The sequence below is a fragment of the Nocardia sp. NPDC056100 genome (assembly GCF_042266325.1).
In the GTDB taxonomy this organism is placed as follows: domain Bacteria; phylum Actinomycetota; class Actinomycetes; order Mycobacteriales; family Mycobacteriaceae; genus Nocardia.
On record NZ_JBHJVY010000003.1, the window covers coordinates 214784 to 231776 of the forward strand.

Here is a 16993-nt window from a genome sequence, read left to right on the forward strand (position 1 = left end):
CCGCCGCGACCGGTCCAATCGGAGACCGGTCGCCGAACACCACACCGCTGGGCCGCCGCTGGCTGCTCGGCAGCGTCCTCGCCGCCTTCCTGCTGACCTTCGCGCAGGCGCCCGGCCGCACCGTCGCGGACACCAAATACGATCTCGCGCAGAACCCGCTGGGCTTCCTCGCGCGCGCCAGCCACCTGTGGAGCAGCCAGGCCCCGATGGGGCAGGTGCAGAACCAGGCGTACGGCTACTTCTTCCCGCACGGCGCGTTCTTTTCACTCGGGCACATCCTCGGCCTGCCCGCCTGGGCCGTACAGCGCATCTGGTGGGCGCTACTGCTGCTCGCCGGATTCTGGGGCATCATCCGGCTCTGCGAAACCCTCGGCATCGGCAGTCGCGGTTCACGAATCATCGCGGCCGTCGCCTTCGCCCTCTCCCCCCGCGTGCTGACGACGCTCGGCTCGATCTCCTCCGAGACGCTGCCGATGATGCTCGCGCCCTGGGTACTGCTGGCTCCCGCCGCACTGGGTGTGGCGCTACGGCGTACCGCCGAAAACTCCGAGGGAGACGACAGCACCCCGGGCGCGAATACCGAGACCGCTCTCGATAATCCGAGCAGGTGGCGCGGGGCCGCCACACCGGCCGGAAGCGCTGTGGCGTTGGCGCTCATGGGGTCGGTCAACGCGGTGGCCACGGCGGCCGCGTTCCTGCCCGCGGCGCTCTGGTGGATGTCGTATCGGCCGAATCGGGCCTGGTGGCGGTTCACCCGGGCGTGGATTCCGATGCTGGTGCTGGCCACGTTCTGGTGGGCGGTGCCACTGCTGTTGCTGGGCAAGGTGAGTCCGCCGTTCCTGGATTTCATCGAATCGTCCGGGGTGACCACGCAGTGGGCCTCGCTCGGGGAAGTGTTGCGCGGCACCGATAGTTGGACGCCGTTCGTCTCACCGGAGCGCATCGCGGGGGCCGTGCTGGTCACGCAGCCCGCGGCCGTACTGGCCACCGGCATGCTGGCGGCGGCGGGCATCGCCGGATTGGCCATGCGATCCATGCCCGGGCGCGGGCGGCTGGTGCTGATCCTGTGCGTCGGACTGGTCGGGATCTGCGCCGGATACGCGGGCGAATTGGGCGGGCCGTTCGCGGAGCAGGTGCGCACCTTCCTGGACTCCGGGGGCGCACCGCTGCGGAATGTGCACAAGCTGGAACCGCTCATCCGATTGCCGCTGGTACTCGGGCTCGCCCACCTGCTGAGCCGGGTGCCGCTACCCGCATCGGTGCCGATGCCGGTGTGGCGCAGGGCCTTCGCACATCCCGAACGCGACAAGATGGTGGCGGTCGGCGCGCTGATCCTGACGGCGCTGACGCTGTCCACCTCACTGGCGTGGACGGGCAAACTCGCACCGCGCGGCGACTACGACAGGGTGCCCGACTACTGGCATCAGACGGCGGATTGGCTGGCGCACAACGCTTCCGACACCCGCGCGCTGATCGTGCCCGGCGCGCCGTTCGGCAGTCAGACCTGGGGACTGACCCGCGATGAACCCATTCAGGCTTTGGCGAGTACGCCCTGGGCGGTACGTGATTCGGTGCCGTTGAATCCGCCCGGCGCGATCCGCGCCATGGATTCGGTGCAGCGGCTCATCGCCGATGGGCGGCCCTCGGCCGGAATGGCGGCGACGCTGCTGGACCAGGGCATCGGAATCCTGGTGCTGCGCAACGACCTCGACCCGGAGACCTCACGCTCGACCCGGCCGATGCTCGCGCACCAGGCCATCGAGGGCTCGCCCGGACTGAGCAAGGTCGCGCAATTCGGCGACCCCATCGAATCCGGGAAGCTGGCGGGACTGGTCGCGGACGCGGATCTGCGGCCCTCGTATCCGGCGATCGAGATCTACCGGGTACGACAGCCCGATGCCACCGCCGCACCGAACGACCGTGCCGAAAACCCCGGCACCGACCTCGGATCGCGTGAAACCGCGCGCACGGCAGCCGATTTGCGCAGCGGCACCGGTGCGCCCGGTTCGTTCCCGGGCGCTTACACACTGCCGCTGGACGGCGTGCCCGTCGTCCAGGGCGGTCCGGAAGCGCTGGAACGCCTGCGCCGCGATCCCGCGACACCCACCGGCCCGGCCTTGCTCGCGGCGGACGCCGCGCAGGCGGGACTGCCGGTGGACGGCGTCACGATCACCGACACCCCCATGGATCGCGAATCCGACTTCGGGCGGGTCGACAACCACGGTTCGGCGCTGCGCGGTAAGGATGACGCACGGCGGACGCACAATCTGGTGCCGGACTATCCCGTGCCCGGTGCGCAATTGGTCGAGGGCGAATGGTCCGGCGCGCGGATCACCGTCTCCAGCTCGGCCGCCGACGCCACCCAGCTGGGCGGGGCCGCGCCCGGCAGTTCCACCGCCGCGCTGGTGGACGGCGATCCGTCCACGGCGTGGATCAGCAACGGCGTGGAATACGCGCTGGGGCAATGGATTCGACTGGATCTCGACAAGCCCGTCACCTCGGCGGTGCTGCATCTGACCACCAGCGGCGCGGTCATCGGCAGTCCGGTGAAATGGGTGGAGGCCAAGACCTCCAAGGGCACCGTGTCCGCGCGCATCACCGAGCCGGGCAAGCCGGTGTCGATCGCACTGCCGCCCGGCAAGACCGACTGGATCAAGATCACCGCCATCAGCACCGAAAACGGCAGTCTCGGTGGGCAATTCGGGGTCAGCGAACTGAGCCTGGACGACTACGCCGACCGCGAGAACCCGGTGACCGTCGATATCCGGCATCGCGCGGTACTGCCACCCACCCCGGCGGGCGCACAGGTGCGAGGCTGGCGACTCGGCCAGGAATTCCCCGGCCGCGGTGCGTGTTTCGAATCCCCCGATCGGGTGCGCTGCAGTAAATCCATGGCGCTCACCGCCGAGGAACCCGGGCTCTTCGAACGCACCCTGCAGGTCCCGGAGCCGGTCACCGTGACACCGCAGCTGCTGGTGCGCGCCCGCCCCGGACCCGCCCTGGAGAATCTGCTCGCCGACCGCGCCCGGCCCGTCGCCCGGGGGCAGGCCGATGTGGCCGATCCGCGCGGCTCCGCGCTCGCCGCCACCGACGGCGACCCGCGCACCAGCTGGACCGCACCGGAGACCACGGTCCACAATCCCACCGGCGCGAAACCCACGCTCACGCTTGATCTTCCGGAACCGACGCTGGTCACCGGACTGGAACTGACACCGTCCCGAGGCGATCTGCCCGCGCACCCCACCTCGGTCTCGGTGAATCTCGGTGACGGCCCGCAGGTGCGCGAGGTGGACCCGGCCGCCGGTGTCCCCACCCGCATCGAAGTGCACCCCTACGTCACCGATCGCATCGAGTTGAGCATTCAGACCTGGGATGCCGTACTCGACCGCACCGCACTGGGTTTCGCCCAGGAGCAACCGCCGGGCCTGGCCGAGGTGTCGGTCCTCGGACCCGACTATCCGGCCCCCGCCGCGCCCGATCGCCTCATCACCATCGATTGCGCCGACGGCCCCACCCTCGCCGCAGCGGGGCGCACCCTGCACACGACCGTCACCGGCACCGCGGCCGAATTGCGTTCCGGCGCACCGCTGCCCGCGAAGGTCTGCGGGAGCGATGAGACCCCGGGATCCGGTAACCCGGCTGACAGCGCATCCGCTGGTCAGGCGATCGAAGGATCAGACAGCAGCGCAACGACATTCGACTTCCTGCCCGGCGGCATCGATGTCACCGTCGCGCCGACCGGACTCTTCAGCGTCGACGAACTGCGTCTGGACCGCACCGAGTTCCCGGCGCTGAACCCGAACGCCGCCGATGCGCGCGCACCGTCCGGCACCCGGGTGCTGGTGCTCCCGCTGAGCACCAATGTGGGCTGGCGGGCCGTGACCTCCGACGGCCACGAATTGAAACCCGTCGTGATCGACGGCTGGCAGCAGGCCTGGCTACTGCCACCCGGCACGAAGGGCCCGATCACCATCGAATTCCCGGCCGATCGCTGGTATCGGTACGCCATCTTCGGCGGTCTGCTGCTGTTGCTTCCGCTCGCGGTACTCGCCTTCCGGAGCGCACGCGCACCGGTCCGCGATGACGGACCCGCACCGCGCACCTGGCGCAGCCGCACCCTGGGCGCGGCCGGACTGGCCGCCGCGGCGGGCTTGATCGCCGGTCCGACCGGGCTGGTACTCACCGCGATCGGACTGATCGCCGCGCGCCTGCGGCCGCCGCACTGGTCCATGTGGCTGATCGCCATCGCCGGTACGGGAACCGCGATCTCGGCGGCCGCGCTCTCCACCGGGCCCTGGCGTTCGCCCGAGGGTTATATGGGCGGCTCACTGTGGGTGCAACTGCCCGCGCTGGTGGCGATTGTGGCCCTTGGCCTTTCGGCGTTGCCGCCCCGGCGCGACTGACGGCCGCGCCCTCCGATCAGCCGAAACGGCGGCGCGTCCACTTCCGCACCGGCTCCTCGACCAGTGCGAAACTCGCGGCGGCCAGCGGCAGGGTGAAGGCGACGGTCAGCAGATAGACCTGCACGAAATGTCCCCGGAACGGGACGATGCCGAACACCGGGAAAATGATCGACAGCACCGCCAGATGCCAGATGAAGATGCCGTACGACCAGCGGCCGAGGGTGGCGGCGGTGCGGCTCTCCAGCCACCGGTACCGCACCTCCGGGCGCAACACCAGCGGTGCGAGCAGGCTGAATCCGATGATCGCGCCGAACAATATCTTCAATACGTACTGCCACGGCTGCGCGTGCGTGAGCCCGGCCGGACCGGCGAACGGTGTCGCCGACAGCAGCATCGCGGCCAGCGCCAGCGGCCACATGAGCCGCCGGTCACCCGCGATGCGCCGCCATCGCGGTACGTCCCGATCGGAGAGTTCGGCCAGCAGCATCCCCATGGCGAACCACGGCAGATAGGCGGGCAGCCAGTTGTCGGAGTGAATCGCCTCGGGCGTCGGGACGGGCAGCAGATTCCAGCTCAGGAACAGCACCGCGATCGCCAGTAGGACGGGCACCCGCCGATTCGCGCGCGGCCCGCGCAACCACATCAGCGCCAGCGCGAGCAGCGGAAGGACAAGATAGAAGGCCACTTCCACGGACAGACTCCACATCTGGGTGAGTCCGTCGGTGAGCGTGTACGGCACGAAGACCTGTGTCAGCGCGAGATTCGAGACCCATACGCGGAGTCCGGCGGTGTGCGCCGCGCCCGGGAGCAGGATCAATACCGCGCACACCACCACCCAGTAGGCGGGCAGGATGCGGGCCGCGCGATGCAGCAGATAGCGGCCCGTCGAGGGCGCGGCTCCCAGTCCGCGCGCGGCGGCGGCATGCGGACGCCAGAGCAGGAAGCCGGAGAGCGCGAAGAAGATGGCGACGGCCATATCGAAGCGTTCCAGCACGCGGCCGATGATCGGGTACGTGGTGGCCCCGGTCTGGAAGGCGACGTGCGTGACGACGACTCCCAGCGCGGCCATGGCCCGCATGCCCTCCAGGGCCGGGACGAAGACTCCGGGACGGCGGATCGACCGGCGATCGAGTTCCGCGTCCGGCGTGTCCGGACGGACCGGTTCGGTCGGTTCGGAGGGCGGGTGCAGCGTGGCGGTCATCGAGGATCAGTTTGCCTTGTTACTCACGCGTGTGAGCACCCTGTGTTTGACTTACGGGCGTTTCGTGATGTTTTCCTGCCTCGGCAGGACGATGTGAGCCGATCGACTGTTAGTGTCGGGGCTCACGAGTGCTGTGCGGCGACCACGGCACTGATCGGAACGACCTGTTCGACGACGAGGAGAACCTGCATGGCACTGAGTGCCGGTACCCGAAGGACCGTGGCCTGCCTGCTCGTGGGGCTGGGTGCTTTGCTGCTCGTCGCCGCGATCATGATCCCCACCTACACGGTGAGCCGTCTCGCGAAAACCCCGCTTGACCTGGAGATCACGACCGTCGCGACCAATGTCCAAGGGGCTCCCAGCGAAGTGCTGGACTCCAAGTCGCTCACCTCGCCGACCGGTTCGGCGAAGGTGGACACCAACGTACCGCTGTTCTCACAGCGGTTCCTCACCGTCGAAGATCCGGCGAACGCCTCGGAGATGACCATCCAGGCCGGTCAGACCCTGCGGCGCACCGATAAGCAGGGCGATACCGGCCTGCTCACCGCCACCCTCGACCGGGTCACCATCGACCGCAAGGACGGCATGCCCGTCGATTCCGTCGACGGCGGCCCCAATGGCGCGGTCGGCGCGACCGTCGACAAGAAGGGCGACGCGGTCATGGATCCGGTGCAGCACACCGGTCTGCAGTACCGCTTCCCCATCGGCACCGAGAAGAAGGCCTACCCCTACTTCGACCTGAACGTGCGCAAGACCTTCGACATCAACTTCGTCGAAGAGACCGAGATCAACGACATGAAGGTCTACCACTTCCAGCAGACCGTCCCCGTCACCGATCTCTCCACCGTGGTCAACTCCCCCACCAACAAGCTGGCGCTGCCGGCCGAGAAGTGGGGCGTCGAGGGCGGCGAAACGCCGGTCACCATGACCCGCTGGTACACCAACACCCGCGACGTGTGGGTCGAGCCCAAGACCGGAACGGTCATCAAGGGTGGCGAGCACGTACAGCAGTTCTACGCGCGCAGCGCCGACAAGCCCGAGGTCACCGTCCTCAACGCGAGCCTGATCTTCGATGAGAACACCGTCGAATCGCAGATCTCGGTCGCCAAGGAGAACATCGACAAGCTGTCGCTCTTCGGCCGCACCGTCCCGATCGCCTTCGGCATCATCGGCGCCATCGCGCTGATCGCCGGCATCGTGTTCGGCGTGCTCGGCGGCGGCAACGGCAATGGCGGCACCCCGGTCCGCCGCGTCACCCCGGCTCCCGCTCCGGCGGGCGGCCCGCGCCCCGACCCGTTCGCGGACGCGCCGACGCAGCAGATCGACATCAGCAAGACCCAGCAGATCGACATGGACAAACGGCCCTGACCAAGCCCGGTCCCGAAGCGGCCCCGCACCTTTCGAAGGTGCGGGGCCGCTCTCGTTTCACCCGCGCATTGCCCGGCCCGGACAACTCCGGGGGTGCGGCGCGAAGGTCGTGCGGGCGGGTGGGAGCATTGCGGACGTGTCCGTTGTACGTCGTCTACCCGTGGTGGCGGATCTGACGTTGGTGACGGCGGGCGCGATGACCGCCAATGTGGCGGGATACCTGCTGCAACTGCTGGCCAGTCGATGGCTGGGCGTCGCGGGCTACAGTCCGTTCGCCAGCCTGCTCGCGGTACAGCTGCTGTGCGCGGTACCCGCGCTGGCATTACAGAATGTGGTGGCCCGAGAAGTCGTGCGCGGCGCGGGAACCCCCGCCGCCCGCGGGCTGTCCCTGCGCTGCGCCGCACTGGTGGCCGCCGTGGCGATTCCGCTCGTACCCGTGGTCAGCGCGGTGCTGTCGGTGAGCCTGGTCGCCGCGGCCGCCGCACTGTGCGCCGCACCCGTTCTGGTACTGCTCTCCGGGGAGCAGGGAATCCTGCAGGGCCGCAGCCGCTTCCGCGAGCTCGCGATCGTCCTCGGCGGCGCCGGAATCCTGCGCGTCACCCCCGCCGTCGTGGTGCTCGGCAGCGGCGGCGGCACCACCGCAGCCCTCTGGGCAGCCGCCATCGGCATCGCCCTCGCGGCACTCGGTGCCCGTCGCACGGTCGACGGCATCGACCGCGCCGACGAGCGCACCGCACCCCAGCGCGAGTACACGGGCGGGGCCGGGGTGCTGCCGGTGTTCCGGGCGGTGCAGGTGCAGGCGGCGCTGATGGCACTGTCGTCGGCGGATTTGATCGTGTCGCGAATCGTGCTGGACGAGAACGATGCCGGGCGGTACGCGCTGGGGGCCATCGCGGCGAAGATCGCGTTCTGGCTGCCGCAGGCGGTGGGGGTGGTGCTGTATCCGCGCATGGCGCAGCCGCAGCATTCCGCGCGCGCGGTGCGGTCGGCGCTGGCCGTGCTGACCGGGATCGGGGCGCTCGCGGTGGCCGCCGCGGCCGTCGCCGCGCCGCTCGCGCCGCTGCTGGCGGGACAGGATTACGCGCCGGTGCAGGGACTGCTGTGGGTGTTCGCGCTCAACGGCGCACTGCTCGCGGTGCTGCAGGGCGCACTGCTCTCCGCGATCGCCGCCGATCGCACGGCACCGGCCGCGATCACCTGGCTCGGCCTCGCCATCGGCGTCGGCGCGATGCTCGGGTGGGCACATTCGGTATCCACCCTGATCACCATCGCCACCACGACCTCCGCCCTCACCACACTCGTGATCACCGTGCTGGCGCTGCGCACCGCTCGTGAAACAACCTCCCGCGTCCCTGCCGCACGCGATTCCGCCGCTCCCGACGAAAGCGACCCGGCCACCCCCGGCAAACGCGATTCGACCGCACCTGGCGACAGCGGCCCGGGCGTCCCCGGCGAAAGCGATTTCGGCGTCCCCGATTTCGGCCCGAGCGGCGCATAGGGTGCCGGTGTGAACAGTCGGGTTCGCGGTAGCTGGAGCAGGTTCGTGCCCGCGGGGTACAGCCTGGCGCTGTCCCTGCTCGTCCTCGGTCCCCTGCTGGGCCCGGGTTATCTCCTGCTCCGCGACGCGGTCAGCACCCCCCGCTCCTACCTGACCGATTCCGCCCTCGGCCTCGGCGACGCCGCACCCCGCGCCGTCCCGCAGGACGCCCTCATCGCCACCCTCTCCCCCCTGCTCGACGGCGGCCTGATCGTGAAGGCGATTCTGCTGACCGCACTCTGGCTGGCGGGCTGGGGCGCGGCCACCCTCACCCGCTATCTCCTGCACGTCTCCACCGGTCCCCAACTGGTGGCCGCCACCCTCGCCATCTGGAACCCCTACGTTGCCGAACGCCTGCTGCAAGGCCATTGGAGCCTGCTCACCGGCTACGCCGCCCTCCCCTGGATAGCCCTGCATGCCACCCGTTTACGCACCATCCCGGCACCTTTCGCTCGAACCTGGCCGGTATGGGCGGCGCTCGGCGGCTGGCTGGCGGTGGCGGGCCTGACGCCCACCGGTTCCCTGCTGGCGGGAATCATGGCCTTCCTCCTGGTCGGCCGCCGGAATCTGCTTGCGACGGTTGCTCTCTGGATCACATCCTCGGCCCCTTGGCTGGCCGCCACCGTACTCGCGGGCTCGGGCGCGGAACCCTCGGATCCGGCGGGCGTAGCCGCCTTCGCCGCGCGAGCCGAACCACTGCTCGGAACCCTGGGCAGCCTCGCAGGATTGGGCGGCATCTGGAACAGCACCGCCGTCCCCGGCTCCCGCACAACATTTTTCGCCCTGATCGGCACCGCGATACTGCTGGCCTTGGTCGCCACCGGAATTCGTTCCACCCTCCGCCCCGGTGCCACGGCCCCGGGTACCCGGCAGGTACTGGCGGGACTGGCGCTGGCGGCGATCGTGATTCCGGCGCTCGGAGCTACCGGGTGGGGCCTCTCGATCGGAGAGTTCCTGGTGGCGCATGTGCCGGGAGCCGGATTGCTGAGGGATACACAGAAATTCGCGGCACTGACCATGCCCGCGTTCGTGCTGTGCGCGGCGGGCGGCTGCCGAGCGGTGGCGGAGTGGATCGCGCGGCGCGGCGAGGTGCGCCGGGGACACGGTCCGATCGGGGCGGTGGCGGCGGTATTCGTTGTACTGGTGCTGATTTCACTGCCGGATATGGCTTGGGGCGTCGGTGGGGAGTTGCGGCCGGTGACGTATCCGGCTGGGTGGCAGCGGGTTGCCTCGAAGGTCGAGGGGCCGGGGGATGTGGCGGTGCTGCCCGGGGGGATGTTCCGGAAGTTCCGGTGGTCCGGAGGTGCGCCGGTGCTGGATCCCGCGCCTCGAATGCTGCCTCGGGATGTATTGCAGACCGGGGAGCTTCCGGTGCAGGGGGCGACCGTATCCGGTGAAGGGATGCGGGCCGGGCAGGTCGAGCGGCTGCTGTTGCGGGGTGGCTCGGCGGCGGAACTGGCGCGGCTCGGTGTGGGATGGGTGCTGGTGGAGGGTGGTACGCCGGGACCGGTCGGCGAATCGAAAATAACGCTGGGCCAGCTCAATTCGGTGTACAGCGATCGCGACCTACAGCTGTATCGGGTGCCGGGCGAGATCACCCCGCATGATGCCTCGGCCGCGGCGCGGCGGGTATCCGGTGCCGCTCACCTGGTGTGGGGCGTATTGCTCTGCGGCGGAATCATTTCCGCGCTCGTTCGCTTCCTGTCGCAGTCGCGGACCCGACGTCGATCCGCGACGCGCTCAGCCGCGTGATCGTGCCACCGATACCGACGTAGTGCCGGGGCCTCAGGAAACCGTCGCTCCCGCAACGAGTCCGGAGACGCGTTCACCGCGGGCCACGGCCGACAGGACGTCGAAGACGCCGTTTCCGGTTTGCTCCCAGGAGAATTCGCGAGCTCGGGCGCGAGCCTTTTCGCCCAGGACGGTACGGGATTCGGGGTCGGCGAGGAGATCGCCCACGGCTTCGGTCAATTGGGTGACGTCGTCGACGAGGACGCCCGTCACGCCGTCGACGATGGAGTCGGTGAGGCCGCGGGAGCTGCGGTAGCCGACGGTCGGGACGCCGTGCTGGGCGGCTTCGATGACCGCCAGGCCCCAGCCCTCCTTACGGGAGGGCAGCACGTGCACCCAGGCGCGGGCGAGCAGATCGTGTTTGCGGTCCTCGTCCACGTGGCCGTGGAAGGTGACGGCGTCGGCGATGCCGAGTTCATCGGCGTGCGCGCGCAGGTTGGCGTCCCACCAGCCGCCGCCGATGACGTCCAGGTGCAGGCCGGGAACGCGCCCGCGCAGTCCCGCGACGACCGCCATGGCGTCCTCGATCTGCTTGTGCGGCACCAGCCGGGACAGCACCACGATGCTCGGATGCGCGGTGCGGGTGCTGTGATCACCGGTCGGCGCCTGCTCCGGAATGGGTTCGGCGCCATTGCGCACCACCGCGATTCGCGCCGCCTCGACACCGAGCGCGGTCAATTCCTCGGCCGAGGGCAGTGACACCGTCAGGTACTGGTTACCGCGATGCACGCGCGGTGACAGCTGGGATTCGATCCACCAGCCGATGCGCCCGATCAGTCGTCCCGCCACCGGCCACTGTTCGCGATGCCCGTGATGCACCAGCACCACCGTCGGGGCCGCCGCGGCCGTCCGTGCGAAGAAGGGGATCCCGTTCTGGGTGTCGATCACCGCGTCGGGCCGCAGCCCGGCCAGCGGCCCCAGGCCGAACCGGCCGAGCGCGATGGCGGCCAGCGCCCGCGGATACACCGTGTACCGCCCGCCACCGCGGCTGATCTCGATCCCATCGAGGTGCTCGCGGCGCGCGGCCCCCGGGTACCGGGCGGTCCGCAACGTGACCTTCACACCGCGGGCGGCGAGCTGAGCGCCCACCTGTTCCAGGTAGCGCTCACTTCCACCGCCCTGCGGATGCCCGGTGTCGCGCCAGCACAGCAGCAGCACTTCACGCACGGACGATCTCCAGGGTCATCGATGGGGACGGCGAACAATGGGCTCCACCCTATAGCCCGGCCCGCCTCCCCGAGCCAACAGTGGTCAGCCGACCACCAACTGCTCAATCGCCCCGGAGGGTCGCCGTATTACCTCCCCGGCCGGGTAAGGGCCGGATTCGGCATCGCATCGCGGCCATTTTCCTTGCGAAGAAGGCGTGTCGGGGTGCGAGGTTGTGGGTGGGAAGGGGTGATGGCCGTAATTGTGCGAGACTGCTCGCCATGCTTCGAGCCGAGCAGAACCGTGCCGGGAGACGTCCGAGATTCGCGCGTCGGGCGACCCTGCGACGCTCGCTACGGCTGCTGGGCAGCTTCCGGTTCGAGCAGACGGATCCGGGCCTGTTCTACGGCGGGATCGCGACCGATACGGCCGATATGGTGGCCGATTTCTACCGGGATCTGACGGGCCGCTCCCTGAGCGGGACGGTCGTGCTCGATGTGGGCGGCGGTCCCGGCTATTTCGCGGACGAGTTCACCCGTGCGGGTGCGCGCTACCTGCCGGTCGAACCGGATCCTTCGGAAATGCACGCGGCGGGCCTGCGGGTGGCGGGCGCGGTGCGCGGTTCGGGCATGGCGCTGCCGTTCCGCGATGACGCGGTCGAGGTGTGCGTGTCCTCGAATGTGGCCGAACATGTGCCGCGCCCCTGGGTGATGGCGCGGGAAATGCTGCGCGTCACCAAACCCGGTGGGCTGATGGTGTTTTCGTACACGGTGTGGTTCGGGCCGTTCGGCGGGCATGAGACCGGCCCGTGGCACTACCTGGGCGGTGAGTACGCCGCGCGCAGATATCGCCGCATACAGGGCCGCGAACCGAAGAATCGTTTCGGCAGGTCATTGTTCGCCGTGAGTGCGCGGGACGGCGTGCGCTGGGCGAATACCGCACCCGGCGATATCGAGATTTTGGCCGTTTTCCCCCGGTACCACCCGCGCTGGGCGTGGTGGGTGGTGCGGGTGCCGATCGTGCGCGAACTGCTGACCAGCAATCTGGTCGTGGTCGCCACCAAGCGCGCGGCCACGAGAACGCCTGCCGCCGAAGCGGATTCAGCGCTCGAGTCGACCGCGCCGCCAAAAGCGCCGTAGCCCAACGCATTCGGGTTCGCCCCAGGGTGACTCCTGGGTTGCGAGCCCGACCGTCTCCATTGCCGTGAGCCCGACCTGTCCGGCGAGCGCGTTCACCGCAGCTACCGCCTCGGCGGCTTGCAGTGCGGCCGTGGCCTGTTCGGTGGTGAGGGTGCGGCCGGGCAGGAATGACACCACCCAACCGCCCACGCCAACGCTTTTCGCCTGATGAGGCGTGAGATCGCTTGTCATGAGCGACCGATCGACCACTTGCACCGCCATGACCCGGACTCCCCTGTGCGATAACGGTTCACGTTATGAGCGAGCTATCCACGATAGCTATAAAGCATGCTCGCTACGCCTTCCGAATGCAATAGTGCGTTTCACGAAAAGCGAACCGACAGGTTGGAATTCGATGATGGCGAGTGCTACGCGATAGCTCAGAGATCGCCCATCACCAATCGCAGTACCGGCTGGCCCACCCGCGCGGCCCCCTGCGAACTTTCCACGACTTCCACCTGCCAGCCCGGCGGTAACACCTTCTGCAACTGACTCGCGGCCCGCTGCATCGGAGTGCTGGCCGACAGCGGAGGGATCTCGGTCAACTCGGGGAGAACGAAAGCGTCGGAATGCACCTGGGTCATACGATTCGCCTACCTTTCGCGTAATCGAACGAGTAGCCGGCCGAAGGGCTGGAAATTCGAAAAGGGGGCGCGGCAACCGAAGTACCAATAGCTAATTTATAGCAACAGACCGGATCGGTCATGCGGAGGAGCCACGGGAGAGCATAGGGCACCGGTGGGCGAATCGAATTGCGAACCGCCCCGGAAGAATGGACTTCGCGCGCTTTCGATTTCATCCCACTGACCGGGACACTTGTCCGGTCTTCACTACAGACAGCCCTCGGGCCAAAACTGTAACGTGTTCTCATGGATTACCAGAGTCTGTTCATCGGCGGCAGCTGGACCGCGCCCGCGGGTTCGGAAACCGTTCAGGTCGTCTCCCCCGCCACCCTCGAAACCGTCGGCAGCGTGCCCGACCCCACCCGCGCCGACGTCGACGCCGCGGTAGCCGCCGCCCGCCGTTCCTTCGATCACGGACCCTGGCGCACCACCCCGCCCGAGGAGCGCGCCGCACTGCTGGCCCGCGCCGTCGCACTGCTCGACCAGAAGTCGGGCGAGTTCGCCGCGGCGCTGTCCGCCGAGATGGGCGCGCCGACCATGACCGCCACCACGCTCAACTACATCCCCGCCCGCGGCACCCTCGACTTCTACGCCGGGCTCGGAAAGTCCTTCCCCTGGACCGAATCCCGCACCGGCCTGTTCGGCACCACCCGGGTCTCGCGCGAGGCTGTCGGCGTGGTCGCCGCGGTCATCGCCTGGAACGTGCCGATCTTCCTGGCCGTGAACAAGCTCGCCCCCGCACTGCTGGCGGGCTGTTCGGTGGTGCTCAAGCCCGCACCGCTGACACCGCTCTCGGCGAACCTGCTCGCCGACCTGTTCGCCGAGGCCGGGCTGCCCGAGGGCGTGCTGTCCGTATTGCCCGCCGGACCCGAGGTCTCCGAATACCTGATCTCGCATCCGGATGTGGACAAGGTGACCTTCACCGGCAGCACCGCCGTCGGCCGCAAGATCGCCTCGATCGCGGGCAGCCAGCTCAAGCGCTGCTCGCTCGAACTGGGTGGCAAATCCGCGGCAATCCTGCTGCCGGACATGGATATCGCCGATATGCCCAAACTCGCCTTCTCCGGATTGATGAACAGCGGCCAGGCCTGCGTGGCCCAGACCCGCATCCTGGCCCCGCGCTCGCGCTATGACGAAATCGTCGACGCCCTCACCGAATCCGTGCGCCTGTTCCCACTCGGCCTGCCCGACGACCCGAATGCCCAACTCGGACCGCTGATCTCGCAGACGCAGCGCGAACGCGTCGAAGGCTATATCGCCAAGGGCAAGGATGAGGGCGCGCGCCTGATCCAGGGCGGCGGCCGCCCGTCCGATCTGCCCGGCTGGTACGTGGAGCCGACCGTCTTCGCGGACGTCGCGAACTCCATGACCATCGCCCGCGAGGAGATCTTCGGCCCGGTGCTGTCGGTGCTGCCGTACGACACCGAACAGGAGGCCATCGCCATCGCCAACGACTCGGACTACGGCCTCGCCGGTTCGGTCTACACCACCGATATCGAGCACGGCGCGGAGGTCGCGAGCCAGATCCGCACCGGCACCTACGCCATCAACTGGTACGCCTTCGACGCCAGCGCCCCCTTCGGCGGCTACAAGACCTCCGGAATCGGCCGCGAGAACGGCCCCGAGGGCCTGGACGCCTACTGCGAACTCAAGTCCGTCCTCATGCCCGCGGGCTACACGGGCTAGACCGCACGCCCCACCGAAAAGGCCGCCCGCGCTCCGAGGAGTGCGGGCGGCCTTTCGTATTCAGTTTGCGGGGCGAATCAGCCCAGGCGCTCCTTGAGAGCTTCGAACTCGTCGCGCACGCCGGAAGGCAGCTTGTCGCCGATGAATTCGAACCACTCCTCGATGAGCGGAATCTCGCGCTTCCACTCCTCCGGGTTGACCTTCAGCGCCTCGTCGACGTCGGCGGCGACCACGTCCAGGCCCTCGAGATCGAGGTTGGCCGCGACCGGCACATTGCCGATCGGGGTGGCGGTGGCCTCGGCGGTGCCTTCGATGCGGCCGATGATCCACTCCAGCACGCGGGAGTTCTCACCGAATCCGGGCCACAGGAAGCGGCCGTCATCGCCACGACGGAACCAGTTGACGTAGAAGATCTTCGGCAGCTTGTTCGCGTCCGCGTTCTTGCCCAGGTTCACCCAGTGGCCCAGGTAGTCGCCCACGTGGTAGCCCAGGAACGGGATCATGGCCATCGGGTCGCGGCGCACGGTGCCGACCTTGCCCTCGGCGGCGGCGGTCTGCTCCGAGGACAGCGTCGCGCCCATGAACACGCCGTGCTGCCAGTCGAAGGATTCGGTCACCAGCGGGACGGTGGTCTTGCGGCGACCGCCGAACAGGATGGCCGAGATCGGCACGCCCTGCGGATCGTCCCATTCGGGAGCCAGGGTGGGGCACTGCGACATCGGGGTGCAGTAGCGCGAATTCGGGTGCGCGGCGAGGGTTTCGGACTCGCGCTCGTACCAGTCGTTGCCCTTCCAGTCGATCAGGTGATCGGGCTGGCCCTCCAGGCCCTCCCACCACACATCGCCGTCATCGGTGAGCGCCACGTTGGTGTAGACCGTGTTGCCCGCGTCGATGGTGGCCATCGCGTTGGGGTTGGAGGAGTGGTTGGTGCCGGGCGCGACACCGAAGAAACCGAACTCCGGATTGACCGCGTAAAGCTGCCCGTCCTTGCCGAAGCGCATCCAGGCGATGTCGTCGCCGAGAGTTTCGGCGCGCCAGCCCGGGACGGTCGGCTGGATCATGGCGAGGTTGGTCTTACCGCAGGCCGACGGGAACGCGGCGGCCACGTAGTAGTTCTTGTTCTCCGGCGAGATCAGCTTGAGGATGAGCATGTGCTCGGCCAGCCAGCCCTCGTCGTGCGCCATCGCGGAGGCGATGCGCAGCGAGTAGCACTTCTTGCCCAGCAGCGCGTTGCCGCCGTAACCCGAACCGTAGGACCAGATCTCGCGATCCTCGGGGAAGTGGGTGATGTACTTGGTGTCATTGCACGGCCACGGCACATCGGCCTGGCCCTCGGCCAGCGGCGCGCCGAGCGAGTGCAGCGCCTTCACGTACGGGCGGTCGGTGCCGAGCTTCTCCAGCGCGGCGGAACCGGCGCGGGTCATCACGCGCATCGAGACCACGACGTATTCGGAGTCGGTGAGCTCGACGCCGAGCTTGGGGTCTTCCGCGCCGAGCGGGCCCATGCAGAAGGGCACCACGTACATGGTGCGGCCCTTCATGGAACCGCGGTACAGCTCGGTCATGGTGGCGCGCATCTCGGACGGGTCGACCCAGTTGTTGGTCGGGCCGGCGTCGGATTCATTGCGCGAACAGATGTAGGTGCGAGATTCGACGCGCGCGACGTCGGAGGGATCGGAGAGGGCGAGGTAGGAGTTCGGCTTCTTGGCCTCGTTCAGCTTCTTGAACGTGCCGGCCGCGACGAGCTGCTCGGAGAGCCGCACCGCCTCTTCCTCGGAGCCGTCGACCCAGACCACGCGCTCCGGCTGGGTGAGTTCTGCGACCTCCTGTACCCAGGCAAGCAGTTCCTTGTGCTCGGTGGGCGCGGTGCCATCGTGAAGACCAGGAATGGTCGCTGAGGTCATGAAACAACTCTCCTGAGATGGGTGGCCCGGGGTGCTCGCGACACCGAGTGCCACCATTGCGGCAAGGCACCCACCCTCGCCTTGCAGGTAGCTCGTCCCGGCTGGACGGCGTACAAGGACCAAGCGGACGCCCAGGTTCCTGCCATAGAGGTTAAC

At 68.6% G+C, this 16993-nt stretch carries 11 protein-coding genes; 6 read left to right on the top strand and 5 right to left on the bottom strand.

What is annotated here, in order from left to right:
* Positions 1-17: 17 nt before the first annotated feature.
* Positions 18-4403, top strand: coding sequence for an alpha-(1->3)-arabinofuranosyltransferase (locus ACFC0O_RS23180; RefSeq protein WP_375963748.1), 4386 nt, complete (start codon positions 18-20; stop codon positions 4401-4403).
* A gap of 16 nt (positions 4404-4419) precedes the next feature.
* Here the strand turns inward: ACFC0O_RS23180 and ACFC0O_RS23185 are convergent, their stop codons facing one another.
* Positions 4420-5592 carry an acyltransferase family protein gene (locus ACFC0O_RS23185; protein WP_375963751.1) on the bottom strand — a complete coding sequence of 391 codons (1173 nt, stop codon included), beginning with the start codon at positions 5590-5592 and terminating at the stop codon, positions 4420-4422.
* Positions 5593-5793: 201 nt separating this feature from the next.
* Between ACFC0O_RS23185 and ACFC0O_RS23190 the strand changes: the two genes are divergently transcribed.
* The 3 genes from ACFC0O_RS23190 (at position 5794) to ACFC0O_RS23200 (ending at position 10261) form a co-directional block, all read left to right on the top strand.
* Positions 5794-6972, top strand: a complete 1179-nt coding sequence (locus ACFC0O_RS23190) for a DUF3068 domain-containing protein (protein WP_375961101.1) — start codon at positions 5794-5796, stop codon at positions 6970-6972.
* 196 nt (positions 6973-7168) lie between these two features.
* Positions 7169-8470, top strand: a complete 1302-nt coding sequence (locus tag ACFC0O_RS23195; RefSeq protein WP_375963754.1) for a polysaccharide biosynthesis protein — start codon at positions 7169-7171, stop codon at positions 8468-8470.
* Positions 8471-8479: 9 nt separating this feature from the next.
* Positions 8480-10261 carry a hypothetical protein gene (locus ACFC0O_RS23200; protein ID WP_375961103.1) on the top strand — a complete coding sequence of 594 codons (1782 nt, stop codon included), beginning with the start codon at positions 8480-8482 and terminating at the stop codon, positions 10259-10261.
* Positions 10262-10294: 33 nt separating this feature from the next.
* Here the strand turns inward: ACFC0O_RS23200 and ACFC0O_RS23205 are convergent, their stop codons facing one another.
* Positions 10295-11467 carry a glycosyltransferase family 4 protein gene (locus ACFC0O_RS23205; RefSeq protein ID WP_375961105.1) on the bottom strand — a complete coding sequence of 391 codons (1173 nt, stop codon included), beginning with the start codon at positions 11465-11467 and terminating at the stop codon, positions 10295-10297.
* A 260-nt stretch (positions 11468-11727) separates the two neighbouring features.
* Between ACFC0O_RS23205 and ACFC0O_RS23210 the strand changes: the two genes are divergently transcribed.
* Positions 11728-12585 (top strand): methyltransferase domain-containing protein, encoded by an 858-nt coding sequence (locus tag ACFC0O_RS23210; RefSeq protein WP_375961107.1) that lies wholly within the window; start codon positions 11728-11730, stop codon positions 12583-12585.
* Here ACFC0O_RS23210 and ACFC0O_RS23215 read toward each other — a convergent pair.
* Both ACFC0O_RS23215 and ACFC0O_RS23220 read right to left on the bottom strand, forming a co-directional pair.
* On the bottom strand, positions 12547-12846 hold the full coding sequence (locus ACFC0O_RS23215; RefSeq protein WP_375961109.1) for a hypothetical protein: 300 nt from the start codon (positions 12844-12846) through the stop codon (positions 12547-12549). The two genes, ACFC0O_RS23210 and ACFC0O_RS23215, sit on opposite strands and share 39 nt — an antisense overlap.
* Positions 12847-13004: 158 nt before the next feature.
* A complete protein-coding gene (locus tag ACFC0O_RS23220; RefSeq protein ID WP_375961111.1) occupies positions 13005-13208 on the bottom strand; it encodes a hypothetical protein in 204 nt (67 codons plus the stop codon).
* Between the two features lie 285 nt (positions 13209-13493).
* On the opposite strand from ACFC0O_RS23220, the gene ACFC0O_RS23225 reads away from it, so the two are divergent.
* On the top strand, positions 13494-14933 hold the full coding sequence (locus ACFC0O_RS23225) for an aldehyde dehydrogenase (RefSeq protein ID WP_375961113.1): 1440 nt from the start codon (positions 13494-13496) through the stop codon (positions 14931-14933).
* 77 nt (positions 14934-15010) lie between these two features.
* Here the strand turns inward: ACFC0O_RS23225 and ACFC0O_RS23230 are convergent, their stop codons facing one another.
* On the bottom strand, positions 15011-16837 hold the full coding sequence (locus tag ACFC0O_RS23230; RefSeq protein WP_375961115.1) for a phosphoenolpyruvate carboxykinase (GTP): 1827 nt from the start codon (positions 16835-16837) through the stop codon (positions 15011-15013).
* Between the last annotated feature and the right edge of the window lie 156 nt (positions 16838-16993).